Annotated in this window: 13 protein-coding genes and 1 pseudogene; all 14 read left to right on the top strand. The window is 46.6% G+C overall.

Features of this window, described 5'->3' with window-relative positions:
• Window positions 1–155: 155 nt before the first annotated feature.
• The 14 genes and pseudogenes from OM416_RS17025 to OM416_RS16960 all read left to right on the top strand — a co-directional run bounded on the left by OM416_RS17025 (window position 156) and on the right by OM416_RS16960 (window position 18,465).
• Window positions 156–1,046, top strand: coding sequence for a D-alanyl-D-alanine carboxypeptidase family protein (locus tag OM416_RS17025; protein WP_264931393.1), 891 nt, complete (start codon window positions 156–158; stop codon window positions 1,044–1,046).
• A 121-nt stretch (window positions 1,047–1,167) separates the two neighbouring features.
• Window positions 1,168–3,585 (top strand): alpha/beta fold hydrolase, encoded by a 2,418-nt coding sequence (locus OM416_RS17020; protein ID WP_264931390.1) that lies wholly within the window; start codon window positions 1,168–1,170, stop codon window positions 3,583–3,585.
• A 230-nt stretch (window positions 3,586–3,815) separates the two neighbouring features.
• The gene (locus tag OM416_RS17015) at window positions 3,816–5,402 is read left to right on the top strand and encodes an MFS transporter (RefSeq protein WP_264931388.1); all 1,587 of its coding nucleotides are present in this window, start codon (window positions 3,816–3,818) and stop codon (window positions 5,400–5,402) included.
• 244 nt (window positions 5,403–5,646) lie between these two features.
• A complete protein-coding gene (locus OM416_RS17010; RefSeq protein ID WP_076332209.1) occupies window positions 5,647–6,681 on the top strand; it encodes an LCP family protein in 1,035 nt (344 codons plus the stop codon).
• Window positions 6,682–6,864: 183 nt separating this feature from the next.
• Window positions 6,865–7,290 carry a CBS domain-containing protein gene (locus OM416_RS17005; protein WP_062836539.1) on the top strand — a complete coding sequence of 142 codons (426 nt, stop codon included), beginning with the start codon at window positions 6,865–6,867 and terminating at the stop codon, window positions 7,288–7,290.
• Between the two features lie 264 nt (window positions 7,291–7,554).
• On the top strand, window positions 7,555–7,857 hold the full coding sequence (locus OM416_RS17000) for a MazG-like family protein (protein WP_017691445.1): 303 nt from the start codon (window positions 7,555–7,557) through the stop codon (window positions 7,855–7,857).
• Between the two features lie 5 nt (window positions 7,858–7,862).
• Window positions 7,863–8,774 (top strand): YybS family protein, encoded by a 912-nt coding sequence (locus OM416_RS16995; RefSeq protein WP_264931382.1) that lies wholly within the window; start codon window positions 7,863–7,865, stop codon window positions 8,772–8,774.
• A gap of 11 nt (window positions 8,775–8,785) precedes the next feature.
• Entirely contained in the window at window positions 8,786–10,777 is a 1,992-nt protein-coding gene (locus OM416_RS16990) for a DHH family phosphoesterase (RefSeq protein WP_074092888.1), read from the top strand.
• Window positions 10,774–11,217 (top strand): 50S ribosomal protein L9, encoded by a 444-nt coding sequence (rplI, locus tag OM416_RS16985; protein ID WP_062836541.1) that lies wholly within the window; start codon window positions 10,774–10,776, stop codon window positions 11,215–11,217. Before OM416_RS16990 ends, rplI begins: the two co-directional genes overlap by 4 nt.
• Before the next feature lies 1 nt (window position 11,218).
• A complete protein-coding gene (dnaB, locus tag OM416_RS16980; RefSeq protein WP_036611922.1) occupies window positions 11,219–12,580 on the top strand; it encodes a replicative DNA helicase in 1,362 nt (453 codons plus the stop codon).
• A 444-nt stretch (window positions 12,581–13,024) separates the two neighbouring features.
• Window positions 13,025–14,311 (top strand): adenylosuccinate synthase, encoded by a 1,287-nt coding sequence (locus OM416_RS16975; protein ID WP_264931377.1) that lies wholly within the window; start codon window positions 13,025–13,027, stop codon window positions 14,309–14,311.
• Between the two features lie 222 nt (window positions 14,312–14,533).
• On the top strand, window positions 14,534–15,301 hold the full coding sequence (locus OM416_RS16970; protein ID WP_264931375.1) for a hypothetical protein: 768 nt from the start codon (window positions 14,534–14,536) through the stop codon (window positions 15,299–15,301).
• Between the two features lie 356 nt (window positions 15,302–15,657).
• Window positions 15,658–16,445, top strand: a pseudogene (locus OM416_RS16965) (class I SAM-dependent methyltransferase).
• A 487-nt stretch (window positions 16,446–16,932) separates the two neighbouring features.
• Window positions 16,933–18,465, top strand: a complete 1,533-nt coding sequence (locus OM416_RS16960) for a peptidoglycan DD-metalloendopeptidase family protein (RefSeq protein ID WP_264931373.1) — start codon at window positions 16,933–16,935, stop codon at window positions 18,463–18,465.
• Window positions 18,466–18,847 lie beyond the last annotated feature (382 nt).

Here is an 18,847-nt window from a genome sequence, read left to right as displayed (position 1 = left end):
TCTTTAAAAATATGAATTCTGTACACTCTGGCATGGGTGTATGGGGTTCATGTTTTTTTTGTAACCAATAAATAAAAAAAATTTAACTTTTTTTCAAAAAAGTGCAGACAAAATGCCTCTTCACTTCGTCTATATAGGTAAGAGGTGATCATCTTATGAAAAAATGGTGGAAACGGGCAGGTATGCTGCTGGCTCTACTGCTCATTATATATTTAGGTGTGAAACCGGACATGCTGGTAGGCAAACCGGGAATTAAAGCTGAATCTGCTGTATTGATGGATATGAACTCCGAACAGATCTTAATGGATTTTAACGGATCAGAAGAGATTGCACCGGCGGGCGTCAGTAAGTTGATGACAGAACTGCTTGTGATGGAAGCTGTGATTAATGGAGATATAAGCTGGGATGATCTTGTTAATGTGAGTCTGTACGCCAGTTCGGTGGGGGGGAGTCAGCTGACTCTGAAACAGGGTGAGCAATTAACAGTAAAGGATTTATTCCAGATTGTAGCTGTCTATTCAGCGAATGATGCAGCGGTTGCTCTGGCTGAACACATCAGTGGTACAGAGCATAAGTTTGTGCAACAGATGAACCAAAAAGCAACTCAGATTGGGCTTTCTGAGGATACACAATTCACGAATTCAACTGGCCTGAGTGAAAAGCTGCTTGGTCCTAATCGTCCGACGGAAATACAAGGGCAGACCATAATGACGGCTATAGATGCATGCAAGCTTGCGCGATATCTGCTGAATAACCATCCCGATATCTTAAGAGTCTCCAGTCAAATGCAAGTATCGATGCATCAAAAAGGAATGTACATGAGTAACACGAACTGGATGTTGTCCTCCATTGGTGGGCCGTATGCTTACGATGGGAATGACGGATTGAAGACCGGGTATGATGAAGATTCCGGGTATCATTTTGTTGGGACAGCTGAACGTGATGGCAAAAGACTGATTTCCGTTGTATTTGGAACAGATACTCGTGAAGGGCGTTTTGTGGAGACGCGGAAGTTGTTCAACTATGGATTCTCCGGTTCGAAATAACGTATGAACATGGACATCATCAAGGCGACTCTTCTCGCTATTAACTCGTGGTTAATCATGGTAAAATGACTTACGTATAATTCCATATTATTCTGTAATTCACTTTAAAGGGGGAAATCGTTTGAACGCGATTGGTAAAAAGGTATACGCTCTCACGCTTACCATAGCCATGTCCATTGCACTGATTCAACCAGCTGTACAAGCGGCAGAAGCCGTAAAACCCACAGCGGCAGTCTCGGAGGCCATTGCTTCCAAGGCGACACGAACACTACAGCAACTGGGATACATAGATGAAATCACAGAGTTAACGACTCCAATCACTCGCGCGGAGGCAGCAATCATTCTGCAACGTGTACTTAAACTGGATGCGCCTGCAGCACTTACAGGTTTTGCAGATGTTACGCCGGAGAATGAAGCTGCGTCTGCCATCTACGCTCTGAAGCAAGGCGGATTAATTCAAGGGAAGGCTAAAGGCTATGCCCCGGATGCGCCACTTACACGTGCACAAATGGCATCGTTGTTTACGCGTGCATTCGAATTGAAGGATAATGGAATCCAGGTCGTATACAGTGATTCTGATCAGATTCCAGCTGTACATGCGAATGATGCTGCACGGGTTAAGCAGCATTTTATTATCGAAGGTAGTGCATTTAATGCCAAACAATCGGTGACTCATGGCGAATTCGCAGATGCACTGTATCTCGCGCTAGGGCTCGATGTGAAATCGGATGGTCTTACACCTCTGGAGGACTTCTTCAAACAGCCTGCTCAGGCAGGGTTCCAGATGTCACCGGACGGTAAGCATCTCGCCTACCTGGAGCCGTGGAACAACCGTATGAATATCGTAGTTACTGCAAACGGTCAGGATAAGCCTGTGCGCATTACAAGCGAAACAGAACGTAATATTGCAGGATTTGCCTGGGCAACCAATGACAAGCTGCTCTACGTACAAGATAAGGCAGGCGATGAGAATTACCATATATATGTCACGGATATCGATGGTAAAAACAGCAAGGATCTGACGCCGTATCCTAACACAAGAGCCATCCTGGTAGATCCGCTTGAGAATATTCCAGATGAGATTCTGGTAGGCATGAACAAGCGTGATCCACGCATTTTCGATGTGTATCGTGTTAACATCAAGACTGGGGAGGCTGTACTTGCCGCAGAGAATCCAGGCAATATTACGGGCTGGCTGACGGATCACGAAGGCAACATTCGTGTTGCCGTATCCAGCGATGGAAATGTGTCTTCGTTGCTGTATCGTGAATCAGAGAATCAGCCGTTTGAGCCGCTACTGACTACGAAGCTGGGAGAGACTTTTGCTCCAGTCATGTTCACGTACGATAATAAAAACATTTATGCTGTGTCCAACTTGGAGCGAGACAAAACGGCAATTGTAGAGTACAGTCCAAGCAGCAAGAAGGTAACCAAAACCGTTTATGAAAATAAAGATGTGGATGTAAGCAGTTTCATCCCTTCCAAAGAAAAGGGAACCATTCTTGCTGCTGTGTATGAGACAGACAAAGTGAACTATGAATTCTTTGATCAAGAGTTCAAAACGTTAATGCAGGATATCAAAGCGAAAGTCCCAGGCAAGGAAGTTAGCATTAGCAATGCAAGCGAGGAAGGCCAGGTACTGTTTGTAGCCTATAACGACAAAACGATGGGTACGTATTATTTCTACGATTCCAAAACAGGCAAACTCGATAAACTGGCTGACGCTGCACCTTGGATTGATGAGAGCCAAATGTCGGACATGAAGCCCATTACGTATAAGTCACGTGACGGTCTAACCCTTCATGGTTATCTGACACTGCCTCAAGGAGCGGAGGCTTCCGACTTGCCACTGGTTGTTGTTCCACATGGTGGCCCTTGGGCTCGTGATTCATGGGGCTTCAATCCTGAGATTCAATTCCTGGCAAGTCGCGGCTATGCCGTTCTACAGGTGAACTTCCGTGGCTCTACGGGGTACGGTAAGGAATTCTTGGATGCAGGTAATAAAGAGTGGGGTAAAGCCATGCAGAATGACCTCACAGACGGCGTGAACTGGCTGGTTGCAGAGGGAACGGTTGATCCGAAGCGCGTAGCGATCTATGGTGGATCTTACGGCGGATACGCCGCTCTGGCAGGACTGGCATTCACACCGGACGTCTATGCTGCTGGTATTAGCTATGTCGGACCTTCCAACATTTTCACGCTTCTGGATTCACTGCCACCTTACTGGGAATCGGAGCGCAGCATGTTCTATGAACGTGTAGGAGATCCTGAGAAGGACAAGGAACTGTTAACAGCCATTTCACCACTCTTCCACATCGATCAGATGAAGGCTCCATTATTTGTGGTTCAGGGCGCTAATGATCCACGTGTCAAACAAGCCGAGTCAGACCAGATCGTTGAAGCATTACGCAAGCGTGGAGTCGATGTGCCATATATGTTAAAGACCAATGAAGGTCATGGCTTCGCAAACGTGGAGAATCAGCTTGATCTGTACCGCGCGATTGAGAAATTCCTGAATCGTCATCTGATGCAGCCATAGTACGTTTAGATATGAGGGCTGTCCCGCAGGTTCAACCGAATCTGTGGGCAGCTTTATTTTATTGGATCAGAGGTAAAATGAGTTAGATAACCATATTATTAAATTGACATATGGATTTCTTTTGTTTTAAAATGACCAGTGAGTCATTATTATTCAATTCGGTTTAATATATATGTACCAAACCAACTGTACGATACTGAATTTAAGATCTGATCGGGAGGTAACATGTGATGCAAAAACAAATGAAATGGCCGCTGATCCTGTTTGCCATAGGGGTATTTATGGCCGCACTGGATAATGGGATCATCACCTCGTCACTGACCACCTTAAATGCATCGTTTGGTGTGTCACCAACGTGGGGAGCGTGGACGATTACGCTCTACACGCTTGGACTTGCGGTGAGTGTTCCTATTGCGGGCAAGCTGTCGGACCGTTATGGTCGCAAGAAACTATTTTTGATTGAAGTGGCGTTGTTCGGAATTGGTTCGCTGCTGGTCGCGCTAAGCACATCGTTTACCTTCTTCCTGATCGCTCGTGTCATTCAAGCTTTGGGCGGTGGGGGGATCTTTATCATTGCCAGCTCATACGTATTAAGCAAGTTCCCAGTGGAGCGTCAAGGTACAGCTTTGGGTCTGCTTGGAGGTATGAATGGTGTTGCCGCTATTTTGGGGCCCAATGTTGGTGCTTTTATACTGGACGTTACGGGCAACTGGCATTGGTTATTCCTGATCAACGTACCCATTGCCATTTTGCTATTCATTGCAGGTATTCGATTTATTCATGAAGAGCAGGAACTGAACCGTGCAGCAGTGGACTGGAGCGGTATCGCTGTCCTGACACTAGGTGTACTCAGTTTAATGTATAGCTTCAGCAATCTGGATGGTGTGAACATGCTTCAAAGCCTGGGGTCACCGATGTTCTACGGTTTCTTCTTGGCAGGTGTGATCATTCTGGTGCTCTTTTACTTCATGGAAAAAAGACTGGAAGGATCTGAACGTGAACCTGTTGTATCGACACAGCTTCTGGGTATCGCGTCCTTTAGATGGACGCTGCTGATTGCCTTTTTCTCTGGAGCTATTTTGGCCTCAGTGATCTTTATTCCCGGATTTGTTGAGCAATATCTTGGCGTATCCAATACGGCCTCCGGGTACTGGTTTACTCCGCTCGCGCTGGCATCCGGCATTGGGGCAGGCGGAGGGGGATACCTCGTTGACCGCAAAGGGCCAATCTGGACGTTATCGGTTGCGGGGCTGCTATCCGCCATTGGATTCTTGCTGTTCCCGCTATGGGTTGAGCATATCTGGCAATTTGTCATCGCGAGTACGCTCGTAGGTATCGGCTTCGGCATGATGCTTGGTGCGCCAGTTAACGTACTTGTCACGGAACAGGCGGGAGAGAACAACAAAGGCATCGCGGTAGCGACCAGTTCGTTATTCCGCCAGATGGCTATGGCTATTGCACCTACGATTTTTGCCGGATTCCTGGCACGTTCTTTCATTAATTTGGGGTCCAACATTCAGGCAGGGTTTGCTAATAAAGGAATTCAGGTGCCGCCTGAGATGCTGGAGCAATATGCCTCGGGTGGATCATCCGGGAGTGATGTGTCCAGTCTGACAGAGGGCCTGTCCCAAATTCCTGATGAAGGTATCCGAGATGTCTTGCTTCAGGCAGTGCATCAAACGACAGGTCAGGGTTACAATGGTCTCTTCTGGTCTGCGGTCGTATTCAGTGTGCTTACGCTGGTAGCTGCGCTGATAACGGGACGTCTCCGTCAAAAAGAGAAAAGCCATCATGTGGAAAGTATATCCACGAACTGATTCGAGAGCGTGTGGAAATGAAGAGAACAGTGCACCTTTTGTAACTAAAAAAGGAGTCGCTGTTCTTTTCAATTTAACCGGATTGTAACTTTTCATCTCCCCGCAATGATTACAATAGAACGAGCGTAAGCGGTGTCTTGATTCCAGATAGAGAAAACTTCAGAGAACACCGAGTCACAAGGCATCCCAGACGTTTAATTGGTATTATGGATTATCATTTTGATAGTGAAGAAGGAATCAATGGATGAAAAGCAGAACTAAAGATAAGAAGAAGAAAAGAAGAAAAGGCCTATATATAACGCTCGTTTCGCTTGTTGTTTTGTTAATCGGGGGCTATTTGTTCCGTCAACAGCTGGCTGTAGCGGCATTTGATCTGTTTCTCGCCGGTTCGGTAGAAGATCAGCTATCCCGCTCTTATGTACCGCAGGAAGGCAACAATACGCCTGATCCAACGGTATATCGCAAGGAACCTTTCTCGGTGTTACTGCTGGGTTCGGACAAACGCGCCTATGAGAAGACGCGTGGACGTTCAGATACAGTGATCTACGCTGTAGTTCGTCCAAAAGAGTCCCGTGTACTATTGGTGTCCATTCCACGTGACACGTATGTGCAGATTGTGGGACGGGATGCGAACAAGGACGGCGAAGATGATTATGATAAGCTGGCGCATGCCTATGCTTTTGGTGGGGAGAATATGTCCATCAATACCGTGGAGAAATTCCTTAATGCCGATGTAGGTTACTATGCAACGATCAACTTCGACGGCATCAAAAAAGTCGTTGATGCGCTGGGTGGTGTAAAACTGCCGATTGATGAGGACATTGTGAACAAGGACCCGAATCATGTGCAATTCACGATTGAAGGCGGCAAGCCGATCTATGACGGGCAGGAAGCACTGTATTATGTAAGATACCGTGAGGATAGCGATTTTAATCGTACGAAGCGGCAGCAGATTTTCCTGAACGCGATGGCGAATGAGATGCTGAATTTGAATCAAATCGCCAAAATTCCGGAATTGATTCAGATCATGGGAGACAGCTTCCAGACGGATATGCGAGCTTCTTTCATTATTGATCTGGCTAAACAGGTACTTACTCAGGAGAAACCACAGATCTCAAGCTTCACCATTCTGGGTGAGGGAATGCGCAAAGATGGTATCTATTATGGCCGTGCTGACGAGAAAGATGTCCAATATGCCAAAGAGCTGATTAACAACTGGATGGATCAATCAACCCCAGCCGGTGAAGTAATGATCCCTGATCGGCAAATGATTGAATAATCAATTCCATACCGATGGTTTGTTGTAGACCACAATCAGCAGTACGTTTATTCGCGGGCTGCTGTTTTTTTCTTTGTAGTGAGATCCATGATCCTTTTGGAACATCCTGCGTCCTGATCCGTATAATATAAGTTGAGCGAGATAAGTTGAACGAAGAAATTCACAAGGAGGATACGTAAGGGTATGAACATCGCATTTTTTTTGCTGCCCAAACAAGAGGTTACATGCGTGACGTCGGATTCTACGCTGCGGCAAACGTTGGAACGGATGGAGTATCATCGGTTTACGGCGGTGCCCATTTTGAATAAGGAAGGCAAATATATTGGTACGGTTACCGAAGGCGACTTATTGTGGTATATGAAGAATGCCGAGGGAAAGATTTCATTTGAAAACGCTTCAAAGTTCTTGCTCAAAGACGTTCCGCTTCGCCTGGATATTAAGCCCGTTTCTATTGATGCCAATATGGAAGACCTGATTAATCTGGCAAAAGTTCAGAACTTTGTTCCTGTGGTGGATGATATGGAGCGGTTCATTGGTATTGTCAGACGGAGTCAGATTATTGAGTACTGCGAAGGCATTGTAGCCAAAGAATCGATTAAGGCCAAGTAAGCCGTAACGAATATAAACATTATTGTGACAGCAGGGATAATCACAGCCGTCCGGTATCATGTTAAACTTAAGAAGTCCTGAACCAAGGGCGCATTCGAAGTTTTTTTACAAGTATATATGTCGATTGGATGTACGGAGGACTCCGCATAAGTACCTGACATCAGTTTCGGAGAACTTCTCCGCTTTTTGGGGTAATTTTGCGGGCCCTCTTTTTATGCTATAATCGAGAATAAAGCTTTTTCGGGGGAGAGTGACTTTCGCCAAATGCCTAAAGAACTGGATGTAGCCAAACGCGCTAAAGTGATTGAATGGCTTAAAACCGAAGTACTTGATCAAGTATCCCGATTATTCAAGGCGTTATGGGAAGGCAGTACAACTCGAATCGGAGACAGTCTTGCCAGTTTGATTATGAGTAGTTACATATTGGGCCGCAGGCTCGGTATTCCTTTCAAGGATCTGGATGCACTGCTTGTTGAGAAGTTGAAAAAGCATAAACAGGAAGGTCACCAGCTTGAAGACTGGTACCAGGATATTTCCGCGCTAGAAGATCATATGCGTAAGAGGTGAATTTGTTGAAATTTAGCTTTAAATCAGCTGTTTGGAGTGCAGTCTATCTGCTCCTGTTACTTTCGCTGTTAACTCCTTTATCGGTACTTGCCATATTTTTTATGATGATTCCGGGAGTTATTTTGTATGCTTCATTATCTTTAAAATCATTTATATGGCATCTCGTGCCCTTAGCCGTTATTTTGGTGATATTCCATCCGATCTATCTGCTGCTATTGCTTATCTTTACCTTGCCTGCGCTCGTTATGGGTCACGCGTATAAAACACGTAAATCGGCCCTGTTCACGCTTATGGCGGGAAGTGGCACGATGCTGGCAGAATACTTATTGTTGCTCTTGGTCGGAAGTGTCATTTTCCAATTCGACCTGTCTAGCTACATTGAAGATGTGGTCAGACTGACCATTGAACCGTTAACGAATACATCCAATCAGATGATTAACGGGTTTGCATGGACCCCTGAGATGACCGAGGATGTTGCCAAACAAACGCAGCTTATGATTCCTTTTGCCCTCGTTGTTACATCGATGGTAATGGCCTTCATCACACACGTTATTGCTCGTCCGATTCTGAACGTGATGGGTGTGACGGTATCGAAGCTTCCACCAGCGAGAGAGTGGCGTATGCCGCGTGCGCTGATCTGGTATTATTTCCTCGCCTTGTTGATCGAAGTCATCTCTAGACAAAGTGATGGAACGTACTGGACCATGATTGCCATGAATCTGTCGCCATTGATCAATCTGGGCTTCATGATTCAAGCGATCGGCTTCTTCTTCTTTCTCTCACATACAAAGAAATGGAATCCGGTTATACCGTATTTTCTTGCAGTTGCGGTCTTCTTCATTGGTCCGCTTCGGATTATCGGAATTATCGATCTGGCGTTCCCGCTTCGTGAGGCAATATCGAAATCAAAACGATAGGGTGATGAGTCATGCCTAAATTTCTGAAGAAACGCTGGCACGGCTACTATACCGTATGGGCGTTCATACTGCTGCTGTTGCTCGTGATGTTCGTTACCATCTATAACTGGACGCTTGGTTTGATTAGTCTGATACTGGCTTCGGCGCTGGGAATCGTCATGATTAAGGCGGAGCTCGCGTTCCGCCGTGAGCTTAACGACTACATTAATGGCCTATCTATTCGGATCAAACGGATGGAAGGGGAAGCGGTCAGCATGCTTCCATTCGGAATTGTGCTGTACAGCGAAGATCGTACGGTAGAGTGGCATAACCGCTTTGTCGCGGAGATGTTCCAGGAGAAGACAATGGTGGGTAATCCGCTACTTAATTTGTTTCCCAAACTTCCTCAGCCTAAAGAGAAGAAGGATGGGACCAAGGAACATTCATCCAAGGAGTTTCATGACGAATTCCAGTTGGATGATCGGCATTATGGAGTTATTCATAACCCGCAGGAGCGGTATGTATATGTATACGAGATTACGGAGCTAGCCATTCTTCGTGATAAATATGAAAATGAGCGCCTTGCATTGGGTATTCTTGTTCTGGATAATCTGGACGAGGCTGCCCAGGGCATGGACGACCAGCAGCGTACAGCGCTAATTGCCCGTGTGACCAGTGAGATTACGTCATGGGCCAAGCGGTACGAAGTGTACCTGCGTCGTCTATCTTCTGATCGGTATCTGTTGATGCTGAACCATAAGTCTTTGCAGGAACTGGAGCAGAGCCGATTTGTCATTTTGGATGAAGTTCGGGAGATGACTGCTGACCTCAAAGTGCCAATGACACTCAGTGTAGGACTGGCATTTGGATCGGATAGCATCAGTGAGATGGGAGAACTGGCACAGTCCAGTCTGGACATGGCACTCGGACGTGGTGGCGATCAGGCTGCTGTGAAGTCCGGGCAACGCCTGTCTTTCTATGGGGGCAAGTCCAATGCAGTGGAGAAACGGACACGGGTCAGAGCCCGCGTTATTGCTCATGCGCTGCGTGATTTGATGCAGGAGAGTGATCGGGTACTTATCATGGGCCACAAAATTCCGGATATGGACGCGATCGGCGCGTCCATCGGGGTGTGGAAAGCGGCCAGTCTGTACAACGTGGAAGCGCGGATTGTTCTGGATGGAATTAATCCATCGATTGAACGCATGATGGAGCAGGTGAACAAGGACGAGAAGTTGTCCAAAGCATTCGTATCACCAGAACAGGCAACCCAGATGATGACCGAGCACACGCTGTTGGTGGTGGTGGATACGCATAAGGCCTCCATGACCATGGAGCCGAAATTGGTACAGTCTGCAACCCGTGTCGTGGTTGTGGACCATCATCGCCGAGGTGAAGAGTTCATCAATGACGCGGTGTTGATCTATCTGGAGCCTTATGCGTCCTCTGCTGCGGAACTGGTAACTGAACTTTTGCAATACATTCATGACAAGGTACAATTCACTCCGCTGGAAGCTACGGCTCTACTTGCCGGGATTACGGTGGATACGAAGCATTTTGCACTGCACACCGGGTCCAGAACGTTCGAGGCGGCAGGCTTCCTGCGTCGCAGTGGTGCAGACACCATTATGATCCAACGGTTGATGAAAGAGGATCTGTCAGAATATATTGCTAAGGCAGAAATCATAAAGCATGCTAAAATGGTATACGGGAACATTGCGCTGGCGGTCACGGACCCTGGCAGCAAGATTCCACAGATGATGATCGCCCAGGTGGCGGACACATTGCTGAATATGACTGACGTGGTCGCTTCATTTGTGATTAGTGAGCGTCCGGATGGACTGATTGGCATCAGCGCGAGATCGCTGGGGCGCATGAATGTTCAAGTTGTCATGGAACGACTGGGCGGTGGCGGACATTTAACCAATGCTGCCGTACAGCTTGAAGGAACGCTTGGAGAGGCAGAAAAACGGCTGACGAACGTACTGGCTGAAATCGAAAAGGAAGAGGGGCTGTTCGAATGAAAGTCATTTTTATAAAAGATATGAAGGGTCAAGGCAAGAAAGGGCAAGTGAAAGAAGTATCTGAGGGCTACGCACAGAACTTCCTACTGCCACGGGGAATCGCACGTCCAGCAACAGATGGCAACATGAAGACTTTGGATAACCAGAAGGCTGCTGAAGAAAGAATCAAACAAGAAGAGAAAGCAGAAGCGGAAGCACTCGCGAAGAAGCTGGAAGCAGAAGTGACTGAACTGAAAGCCAAGTCCGGCGAAGGTGGTCGTCTGTTTGGTGCCATTACCAGCAAACAGATTGCAGAAGCTTTGTCTAAAAAAGGTCTGAAAGTAGACAAACGCAAAATTGAGCTGGACGAGCCTATTCGTACACTCGGCGTAACACAAGTAACTGTCAAGGTTCACCCTGAAGTGAAGGCAACCTTGAAGGTACAGGTAACGGAAGAGTAAGATGGGCGGCGAAATGTTATTCGACCGGATTCCCCCGCAGAACCTGGAAGCCGAACAGGCCGTGCTGGGTGCAATCCTGTTGCAGGGCGAAGCCCTGATTACAGCGATGGAACGGGTGCAAACCGAGGATTTCTATGATAAGCCCCATCAATTAATCTTTGAAGCGATGATCCAGCTTGGTGAGGGAAATCAACCGATTGACCTCGTGACACTGACTTCGCTTCTGAAGGATAAAGGTGAGCTGGAGGACATTGGCGGCGTTAGTTATCTGGCGAAGCTGGCTCATGGTGTACCTACAGCCGCGAACGTAGACTATTACGCTCAGATTATCGAAGAGAAATCGATGCTGCGTCGCCTGATTCGTACGGCAACACAGATCGTGAGCGAAGGATATACAGGCGGCGAAGATGTTGCAGCTATGCTCGGAGAAGCTGAGCGTCGCATTCTGGAGATTTCCAACCGTCGCTCCAGTAGTGGTTTTATAGCCATTCAAGACGTACTGATGGAAGTATTCGATCGTGTGGAAACCCTACATCAGAACAAGGGAACAACGACGGGCATTCCGTCTGGATTTATCGATCTGGACAAAATGACTGCCGGATTCCAGCGCAGTGACTTGATTATTGTAGCGGCCCGTCCTTCTGTAGGTAAGACGGCGTTTGCCCTGAATATCGCTCAGAACGTAGCCATTCGGGCTCAGGAGACGGTAGCCATCTTCAGTCTGGAGATGTCAGCCGCCCAGCTGGTGCAACGTATGATCTGTGCGGAAGCCAACCTGGATGCCAGCGTTATGCGTATGGGTGACTTTAAGGGTGATGAAGACTGGCAGAAGCTGACGATGGGCATTGCAGCATTGTCAGAAGCCAACATCTTTATAGATGATACGCCAGGGATTACCGTAGCCGATATTCGTGCCAAATGCCGTCGTCTGAAGAAAGAGAAAGGCCTTGGCATGATCCTGATCGACTATCTTCAACTGATTAGCGGACGTGGTAAAGCAGGGGAGAACCGTCAACAAGAGGTATCCGAGATTTCACGTACACTGAAACAGATTGGCCGGGAACTGGAAGTTCCGGTTATTGCCTTGTCCCAGCTGAGCCGGGGTGTAGAGCAACGTCAGGATAAACGTCCGATGATGAGTGACTTGCGGGAATCGGGTTCGATCGAGCAAGATGCCGACATCGTAGCGTTCCTGTACCGGGATGACTACTACAACCAGGAGACCGAGAAGAAAAATATTATTGAGATCATTATCGCTAAACAGCGTAACGGTCCGGTAGGTACGGTAGAACTGGTCTTCCTGAAAAACTTTAATAAATTCGTCAATTACGAGAGGGCGCACAATGACGCCTTCGCGATGTAACGGGCAGGTGCTGACAGCTTCGATCAGGAAGCAAAATCATCTGTCCCGAAGATCAACCATTAGCGTAACTGGATTTAAACATGTGATATAAATACCAGATATAGATTCGCATGGAAATGGGAATCCTTGAACCGGTGATAGCAGTCAAGCAAGCTTGGACTGTAGTCTCCGGTTTTTTGTGTCGAAATAGTGGGTAAATCCCGAACATTACAGTTGTACTATATCTAATTGTTCGCCATTTGATTTGACTTTGAAAAAGGGTACTGGTACACTAATACTGCTGCGTTAAAGCAGCGCAAACCTTCCCTTGAATGTAACGGAAGGAGATTTTTACTGTCCGTTAGCACGCTTCTCAGTCGGTTTATTGCGTAACATGCCTGCCGGGATAGAGGACGGACAGACCAATACAAAGGTGCGCAAGGCACCCACGGAGGAATGTTAACTATGTCAACGGTAGTTGTAGTGGGAACGCAATGGGGAGACGAAGGTAAAGGTAAGATCACGGATTATTTGGCGGAGAGCGCTGATGTGGTGGCTCGTTATCAAGGTGGTAACAATGCGGGTCATACAATTCTAATTGATAACAAAAAATATAAACTGACGATGATTCCATCAGGGATTTTCTACACGGATAAAGCGTGTGTTATTGGTAACGGAATGGTTATCAACCCGAAGGCACTCATCGAAGAAATTAACTATATTCATGACAATGATTTCACAACGAAGAACCTGTCCATCAGTGAGCGCGCACATATCATCCTGCCATATCACATGGTATTGGATGCACTCGAAGAAGAGAGCAAAGGTCCGAACAAAATCGGTACGACTGGCAAAGGAATTGGCCCATGTTACATGGACAAATCAGCTCGCATTGGTATTCGGATGGTTGACCTGCTGGATGCTGAAGATTTCGAACTGAAACTGCGTCATCTGGTCAAAGAAAAGAACCGTGTCATCGAGCAAGTCTACGGCGGCCAGCCTGTTGATGTGGAAGAGATTCTGCAAGATTACCTCGGATATGCTGAAATTCTGCGTCCTTACGTACGTGATACATCGGTTGTTCTGAACGAATATATTGATGAGGACAAAAAAGTATTGTTTGAAGGCGCACAAGGCGTTATGTTGGACCTTGATCAAGGAACTTATCCATTTGTTACATCATCCAATCCGTCTGCAGGTGGCGTATGTATCGGTTCTGGCGTAGGCCCGGCTCGTATTCAGCAAGTCATTGGGGTAGCGAAAGCTTACACAACCCGTGTAGGAGATGGCCCATTCCCTACGGAATTGCATGATGCAATCGGCGACCAAATCCGTGAGACTGGACATGAGTACGGTACTGTAACAGGACGTCCACGTCGTGTGGGTTGGTTCGACAGTGTTGTTGTTCGTCATGCACGTCGTGTCAGCGGAATTACAGGTCTGTCCCTCAACTCTCTGGATGTAATGACAGGTCTGGAAACGGTGAAAATCTGTACGGGATACAAATTCCGCGGCGAGATCATCACACACTATCCGGCAAGCCTCAAAATGCTGGCAGAATGTGAAGCGGTATACGAAGAGATGCCAGGCTGGAGCGAAGATATCACTGGAGCGAAGAAACTTGAAGACCTGCCAGTGAACACACAGAATTATGTAAAACGCGTTTCCGAACTGACAGGCATTCCAATTGCCATCTTCTCCGTTGGACGTAACCGTGAGCAAACGAATCAAGTTCTTCCAATCTACGAGTAATCAAAGAAATAGATAGATTGTTTCTTGAATTATAAAATAGGATACTCTGCCGACTCAGGCAGTAAAGCCTCCAGTTGTTGCTTTTATAGCGATGACTGGAGGTTTTTTTGTATGTTTTTTGGATATAATCCCGAGATTTCCGTCAATACTGGTTAACAGTAGAGTCACAGACCCCAGCATGCGCATGCTAGACGGGTGGGATAATCGGAGGGAGAGAACGGAATGAAGTTGCTTGTGTGGTTTGTCAAAATCGTGCTAACGGTGTTGCTGGTCAGCTCACTGACACTGCTCACGACCGGATTAATTGTACAGTCCTATGCGAAATCGCTACTTGCGAGTTTCAATATTCAGTGGGAAGGTCAGCCCATGGGGTTAACCGCCATGTTCAAGGGTGCATTGGGTAGTAAAACCAGTGAGGGGAACAAATCAGGGAATGGCACAACAGATCAGCCGACAGGAGCGGACGAAGAGCAGGTTCCGGAAGATGCTGTTTCAGTTATGGGAAACGGGTCGGAAGGCGGTGAATCTGGCGTAGATAAAGGCAACAGTGGGTCCCAGGGGGCCAGCTCAGGCGAGGGAGCAGGAGAAGACTCAGGTACAGATTCGACCGCAGGTTCGAACTCAGGCGTGAATGCAGGCAATGGGACGGATAGCGGCACGGGTAATGAATCTGGAACAGCACAGGGGAGTGGCTCAGCTTCGGGGAACGGAACCGGAGCGAACAGCGGTAGTGCTCCTTCAGACAATAATGCCATTGTCGTATCGCCGGATGACATCACAGGAGCGAAGGATAAGCTGCCGGTGGAGGAGAAGGAACGGATCTTCAGCCTGCTCATGAACAAGCTACCACAGAAAGAAATGCAACAGATCTCAGGCGCCATGGAAGGTGGCCTAACAGAACAGGAACTGCGCGAGATTGAACAAGTGATCTCAAAGTACCTGACCAGTGAAGAGTACGACAACCTGATGGAAGTTTTGCAGACAGAATAAGATAGGCAGGGAAAGCAGGCGTGCTCAAGACGAGTATCGCCTGATTTATATTGTAATGGACTTGTCGATGATGATTGAATATAATTTATTTATATAAATACTGGAAATTATACAAACAAAGTATTAGACGTTGAAGCATTGGAGTTTTTGGAGCGAGGAATGCTTACTTTTATGAATTTGTCTATTCAGGAGGGATTATCGTATGAAGTATAAAGGTAAAGAACACGACATATAAAAACAGTTTTGCAACATTGCAGAAACCTTCAGTCCAATTCGTGGACCTCCGTTCATAGGATGCATTCAAGAGATACGATGTACCTGTGTTTATGAATACACCAATTGGAGGTTTATCGAACATGAACTTATATCATTCTAATTCAGAACAGTCAGTAGAACAGCTTACTAAGGCGGCTAAAGAGCGATATGAGCAAGGGCTGCGAGAAGCGGATCAGCCGTTTAGTGGTTGGGATTTTAGCTATGTAACAGGGAGTGACCGTGGTCCTATGGAACGATGGCGCGCCGATTGTTGAATCAGACGGAACGAATGCTGGACATGGGCACTGGTGGAGGAGAAATGCTGTCCAGACTAATTCCGCTTCCTCTATACACATGTGCGACCGAAGGTTATCTCCCGAATATACCTATTGCAGAGGAACGTTTACAGCCGCTCGGTGTGAAGGTGTTTCCGGTGACTGATGATTCGCAACTTCCTTTCGCAGATGCGGAATTCGATCTGATTCTGAATCGGCATGAGTCGTATGATGAAAAGGAAGTTAAACGGATTCTATCCGCAGGAGGACTGTTTCTAACCCAACAGGTTGGTTGGTCAGATTGCCGAGAGATCAACGACCGGCTCGGGATTCCTATGCCAACGGATTATGCTGATTGGGAGCTGGATCGTGCTGTTCTTCAGCTGGAGCAGAGTGGATTCCGCATTCTGGAGCAATGTGAAGCAACCCCTGCACAACGTTTCTATGATATAGGAGCACTTGTCTATTATCTGAAGACCATCCCGTGGCAAGTACCTGATTTCAAGGTAGAACAGTTCCGAGAACCATTGATGGATATTCATATCGAGATGGAGCAAAATGGATTCTGGGAAGTACAGCAGAAGCGCTTTGTCATTCTTGCAGTTAAAGAATAGAAATCTGAAAGTTCATTTCTATTGAGTCATGAGATGAAATCGAGTTTAAGATAATCCACAAACAGGTTATTTACGTAATCCCTTATCAGATCTGATCTGATGGGGGATTTTATTTGTATTTTTATGAAAAAGAAAGCATATTTCACTGGGTCTTAGAACCTAGTCTTAAATTGCGAATAAAAGTACATAGTATAGCGGATGTTGAGGCATAATGGGGGATGGACCAGCCTTGCTATCTTATGGATAATTCAGGAAAACCAAGCGGGGCGCGGCTTTGTGGTGTGATGTGTAGAGTTGAAATGAGTGTAAAACCTGTGTTAAAGTATACGGGTGTGATAAAAGGTTAAAATTTTGACACTTTTACGAGCGCAGCTAAAGTCCTGATTTTGCGGACACCCAAATATATTATTCAACTAGCATGGGACAGACACGATGGGTGATGTCTTGACAGAAATGCGAACTGAGAAGTGCTGAAAAGGAGAGAATCATGAAAGGTTTCAGAGGCATACGCCAACCGGGCAAAGACCGGGTACACGAACAATCCGGGGAACACCGGACGGCCGAAGACAAAAACAACATGAGCATGTCCACCTTCAGTGTGAATAAGAAGCGCGTTCTGGCCTCGCGCAAATGGATCATTACAGCAGCATGCGGTGTATTCATCGCGGCATCGATCGGATTCGCAGGCAAACAATATGTTACTGTAAATACCGTCCCGTACTATAAAGTAATGGTTAAAGGTAGCGAGATTGGTACCATTGCAGATGAAGCACAACTACAACAACTGTTTACAGACAAAACTGAGGAATATCAAAATAAATATCCGGACGCAGAGATGGTGCTGAACACGGATGGCATCACAACCGAAACGGTAAAAGCGTACAAACCTGAAGTGAACAGTGACGAAACGCTGGATAAACTGAGCGAAATGCTGACAGCCTATGCCAAAGGTGTGGAGCTTAAGGTAGACGGTGAAGTCATTGGCATTGTGAAGGATCAGGCAACAGCTGATGCAATCCTGGAACAAGTGCAGAACAAGTACATATCGGCATCGGCAGTGCGAAGTTCGCTGAAGACGAAGTCGGTATCGGCTAACTCCTCGAAGAAAGATGAGGGACCGAGTACAACCCTGAAGTCGGTAGGTATCAAGGAAGAAGTAGCGACGGATGTGGTGAAGGCTGATCCAAACAAAATATGGGATGTATCCGAGGCGGTTAAAGCATTAACCGTTGGTAAAGACGCGCCTGTAACATATGTGGTTCGTGAAGGAGATACGATCTCTTCGATCGCTTCCAAGTATGAAATTACACAAACTGAGATTCGCCAGCATAATCCTGGCATCAAGGAAACATCGCTTCAAATTGGAGATGAACTGACCCTGACCGTGCCTAAACCAGCAGTAACCGTTAAATCGGTTGAGCAGGTGGTTGAGCAGATTGAGATTAAACCGCAAGTGGAAGTACGCAAAAGTGCTGAACTGAAAGCAGGCACAACCAAAGTCGTACGTCCAGGTCAAAGCGGTCTGAAAAATATGCAGTATCGTATAACGAAAGAAAATGGTGAAGTCGTACAGGAAGAGTGGCTTGGCCAGGAAGTGATTAAAGTCGCCGTAACCGAAGTGGTTCTTAGCGGAACGAAAGTCGTTGGTGAGGGCTCAGGTGAATTTGCTTGGCCGGTATCGAATGCATCGATGAGCAGTAGCTTTGGACAGCGTTGGGGTCGTCAACATAAAGGGGTCGATCTGGTAGGTAACCGGGATGTGAAATCATCCGACGAAGGCGTGGTTACTTTTGCAGGACAGAAGAGTGGCTATGGTAATGTCATCATTATTAACCATCGCAATGGATATGAAACATTGTATGGTCATCTGAATAGCATCGGTGTGAAGGTTGGACAAGTGGTAGAAAAAGGGGAGAGCATCGGCGTTATGGGTAACACCGGACGCTCGACTGGAACCCATCTACACTTCGAGATCCTGAAGAACGGCACAGCGGAGAATCCGATGACGTATTTGAACTAATATAAGCTAAATTGAGAGCAAGGTTGGCTATAATGCTGGCCTTGTTTTTTGCTGCTGTAAAATATTTTCAGATGAAAGACCTTCCAACCCTCGGATCGGGATGTGACGGTGCTTCAGGTATGTTAAACTAGAGAGTATAAACAACGAGCTATATAAGTTGAACTAATTATTTTCACGATAACGGAGAGGACAGAAAAAACCTGAAAAAGCGAAGCGTTCGCCTTTATCCCCGGATTTTCCCTTGAGAAAAGGGAATCGAAAAAATCTGGGGGTAACAGCGATTGGAAGGTTGTTCTGTCATCGTAGTGTGAGTGTAAATATTCTTTAGTTCAACTTATATTAGAGAAACAACTCAAGCAGGCTTGGTACAAGCTAAACATAG

This window comes from Paenibacillus sp. LS1 (assembly GCF_026013365.1).
GTDB lineage: Bacteria > Bacillota > Bacilli > Paenibacillales > Paenibacillaceae > Paenibacillus.
Note: the sequence above shows the minus strand (reverse complement) of the source record. Positions and strands in the feature narration are given on the sequence as shown.

Coding starts and splice junctions, on each gene's coding strand:
- OM416_RS17015 (WP_264931388.1), top strand. CDS start 3,816: ATGCAAAAACAAATGAAATGGCCGCTGATCCTGTTTGCCATAGGGGTA.
- OM416_RS17005 (WP_062836539.1), top strand. CDS start 6,865: ATGAACATCGCATTTTTTTTGCTGCCCAAACAAGAGGTTACATGCGTG.
- OM416_RS16975 (WP_264931377.1), top strand. CDS start 13,025: ATGTCAACGGTAGTTGTAGTGGGAACGCAATGGGGAGACGAAGGTAAA.
- OM416_RS16960 (WP_264931373.1), top strand. CDS start 16,933: ATGAAAGGTTTCAGAGGCATACGCCAACCGGGCAAAGACCGGGTACAC.
- dnaB (WP_036611922.1), top strand. CDS start 11,219: ATGGGCGGCGAAATGTTATTCGACCGGATTCCCCCGCAGAACCTGGAA.
- OM416_RS17000 (WP_017691445.1), top strand. CDS start 7,555: ATGCCTAAAGAACTGGATGTAGCCAAACGCGCTAAAGTGATTGAATGG.
- OM416_RS16970 (WP_264931375.1), top strand. CDS start 14,534: ATGAAGTTGCTTGTGTGGTTTGTCAAAATCGTGCTAACGGTGTTGCTG.
- OM416_RS16990 (WP_074092888.1), top strand. CDS start 8,786: ATGCCTAAATTTCTGAAGAAACGCTGGCACGGCTACTATACCGTATGG.
- rplI (WP_062836541.1), top strand. CDS start 10,774: ATGAAAGTCATTTTTATAAAAGATATGAAGGGTCAAGGCAAGAAAGGG.
- OM416_RS17010 (WP_076332209.1), top strand. CDS start 5,647: ATGAAAAGCAGAACTAAAGATAAGAAGAAGAAAAGAAGAAAAGGCCTA.
- OM416_RS17025 (WP_264931393.1), top strand. CDS start 156: ATGAAAAAATGGTGGAAACGGGCAGGTATGCTGCTGGCTCTACTGCTC.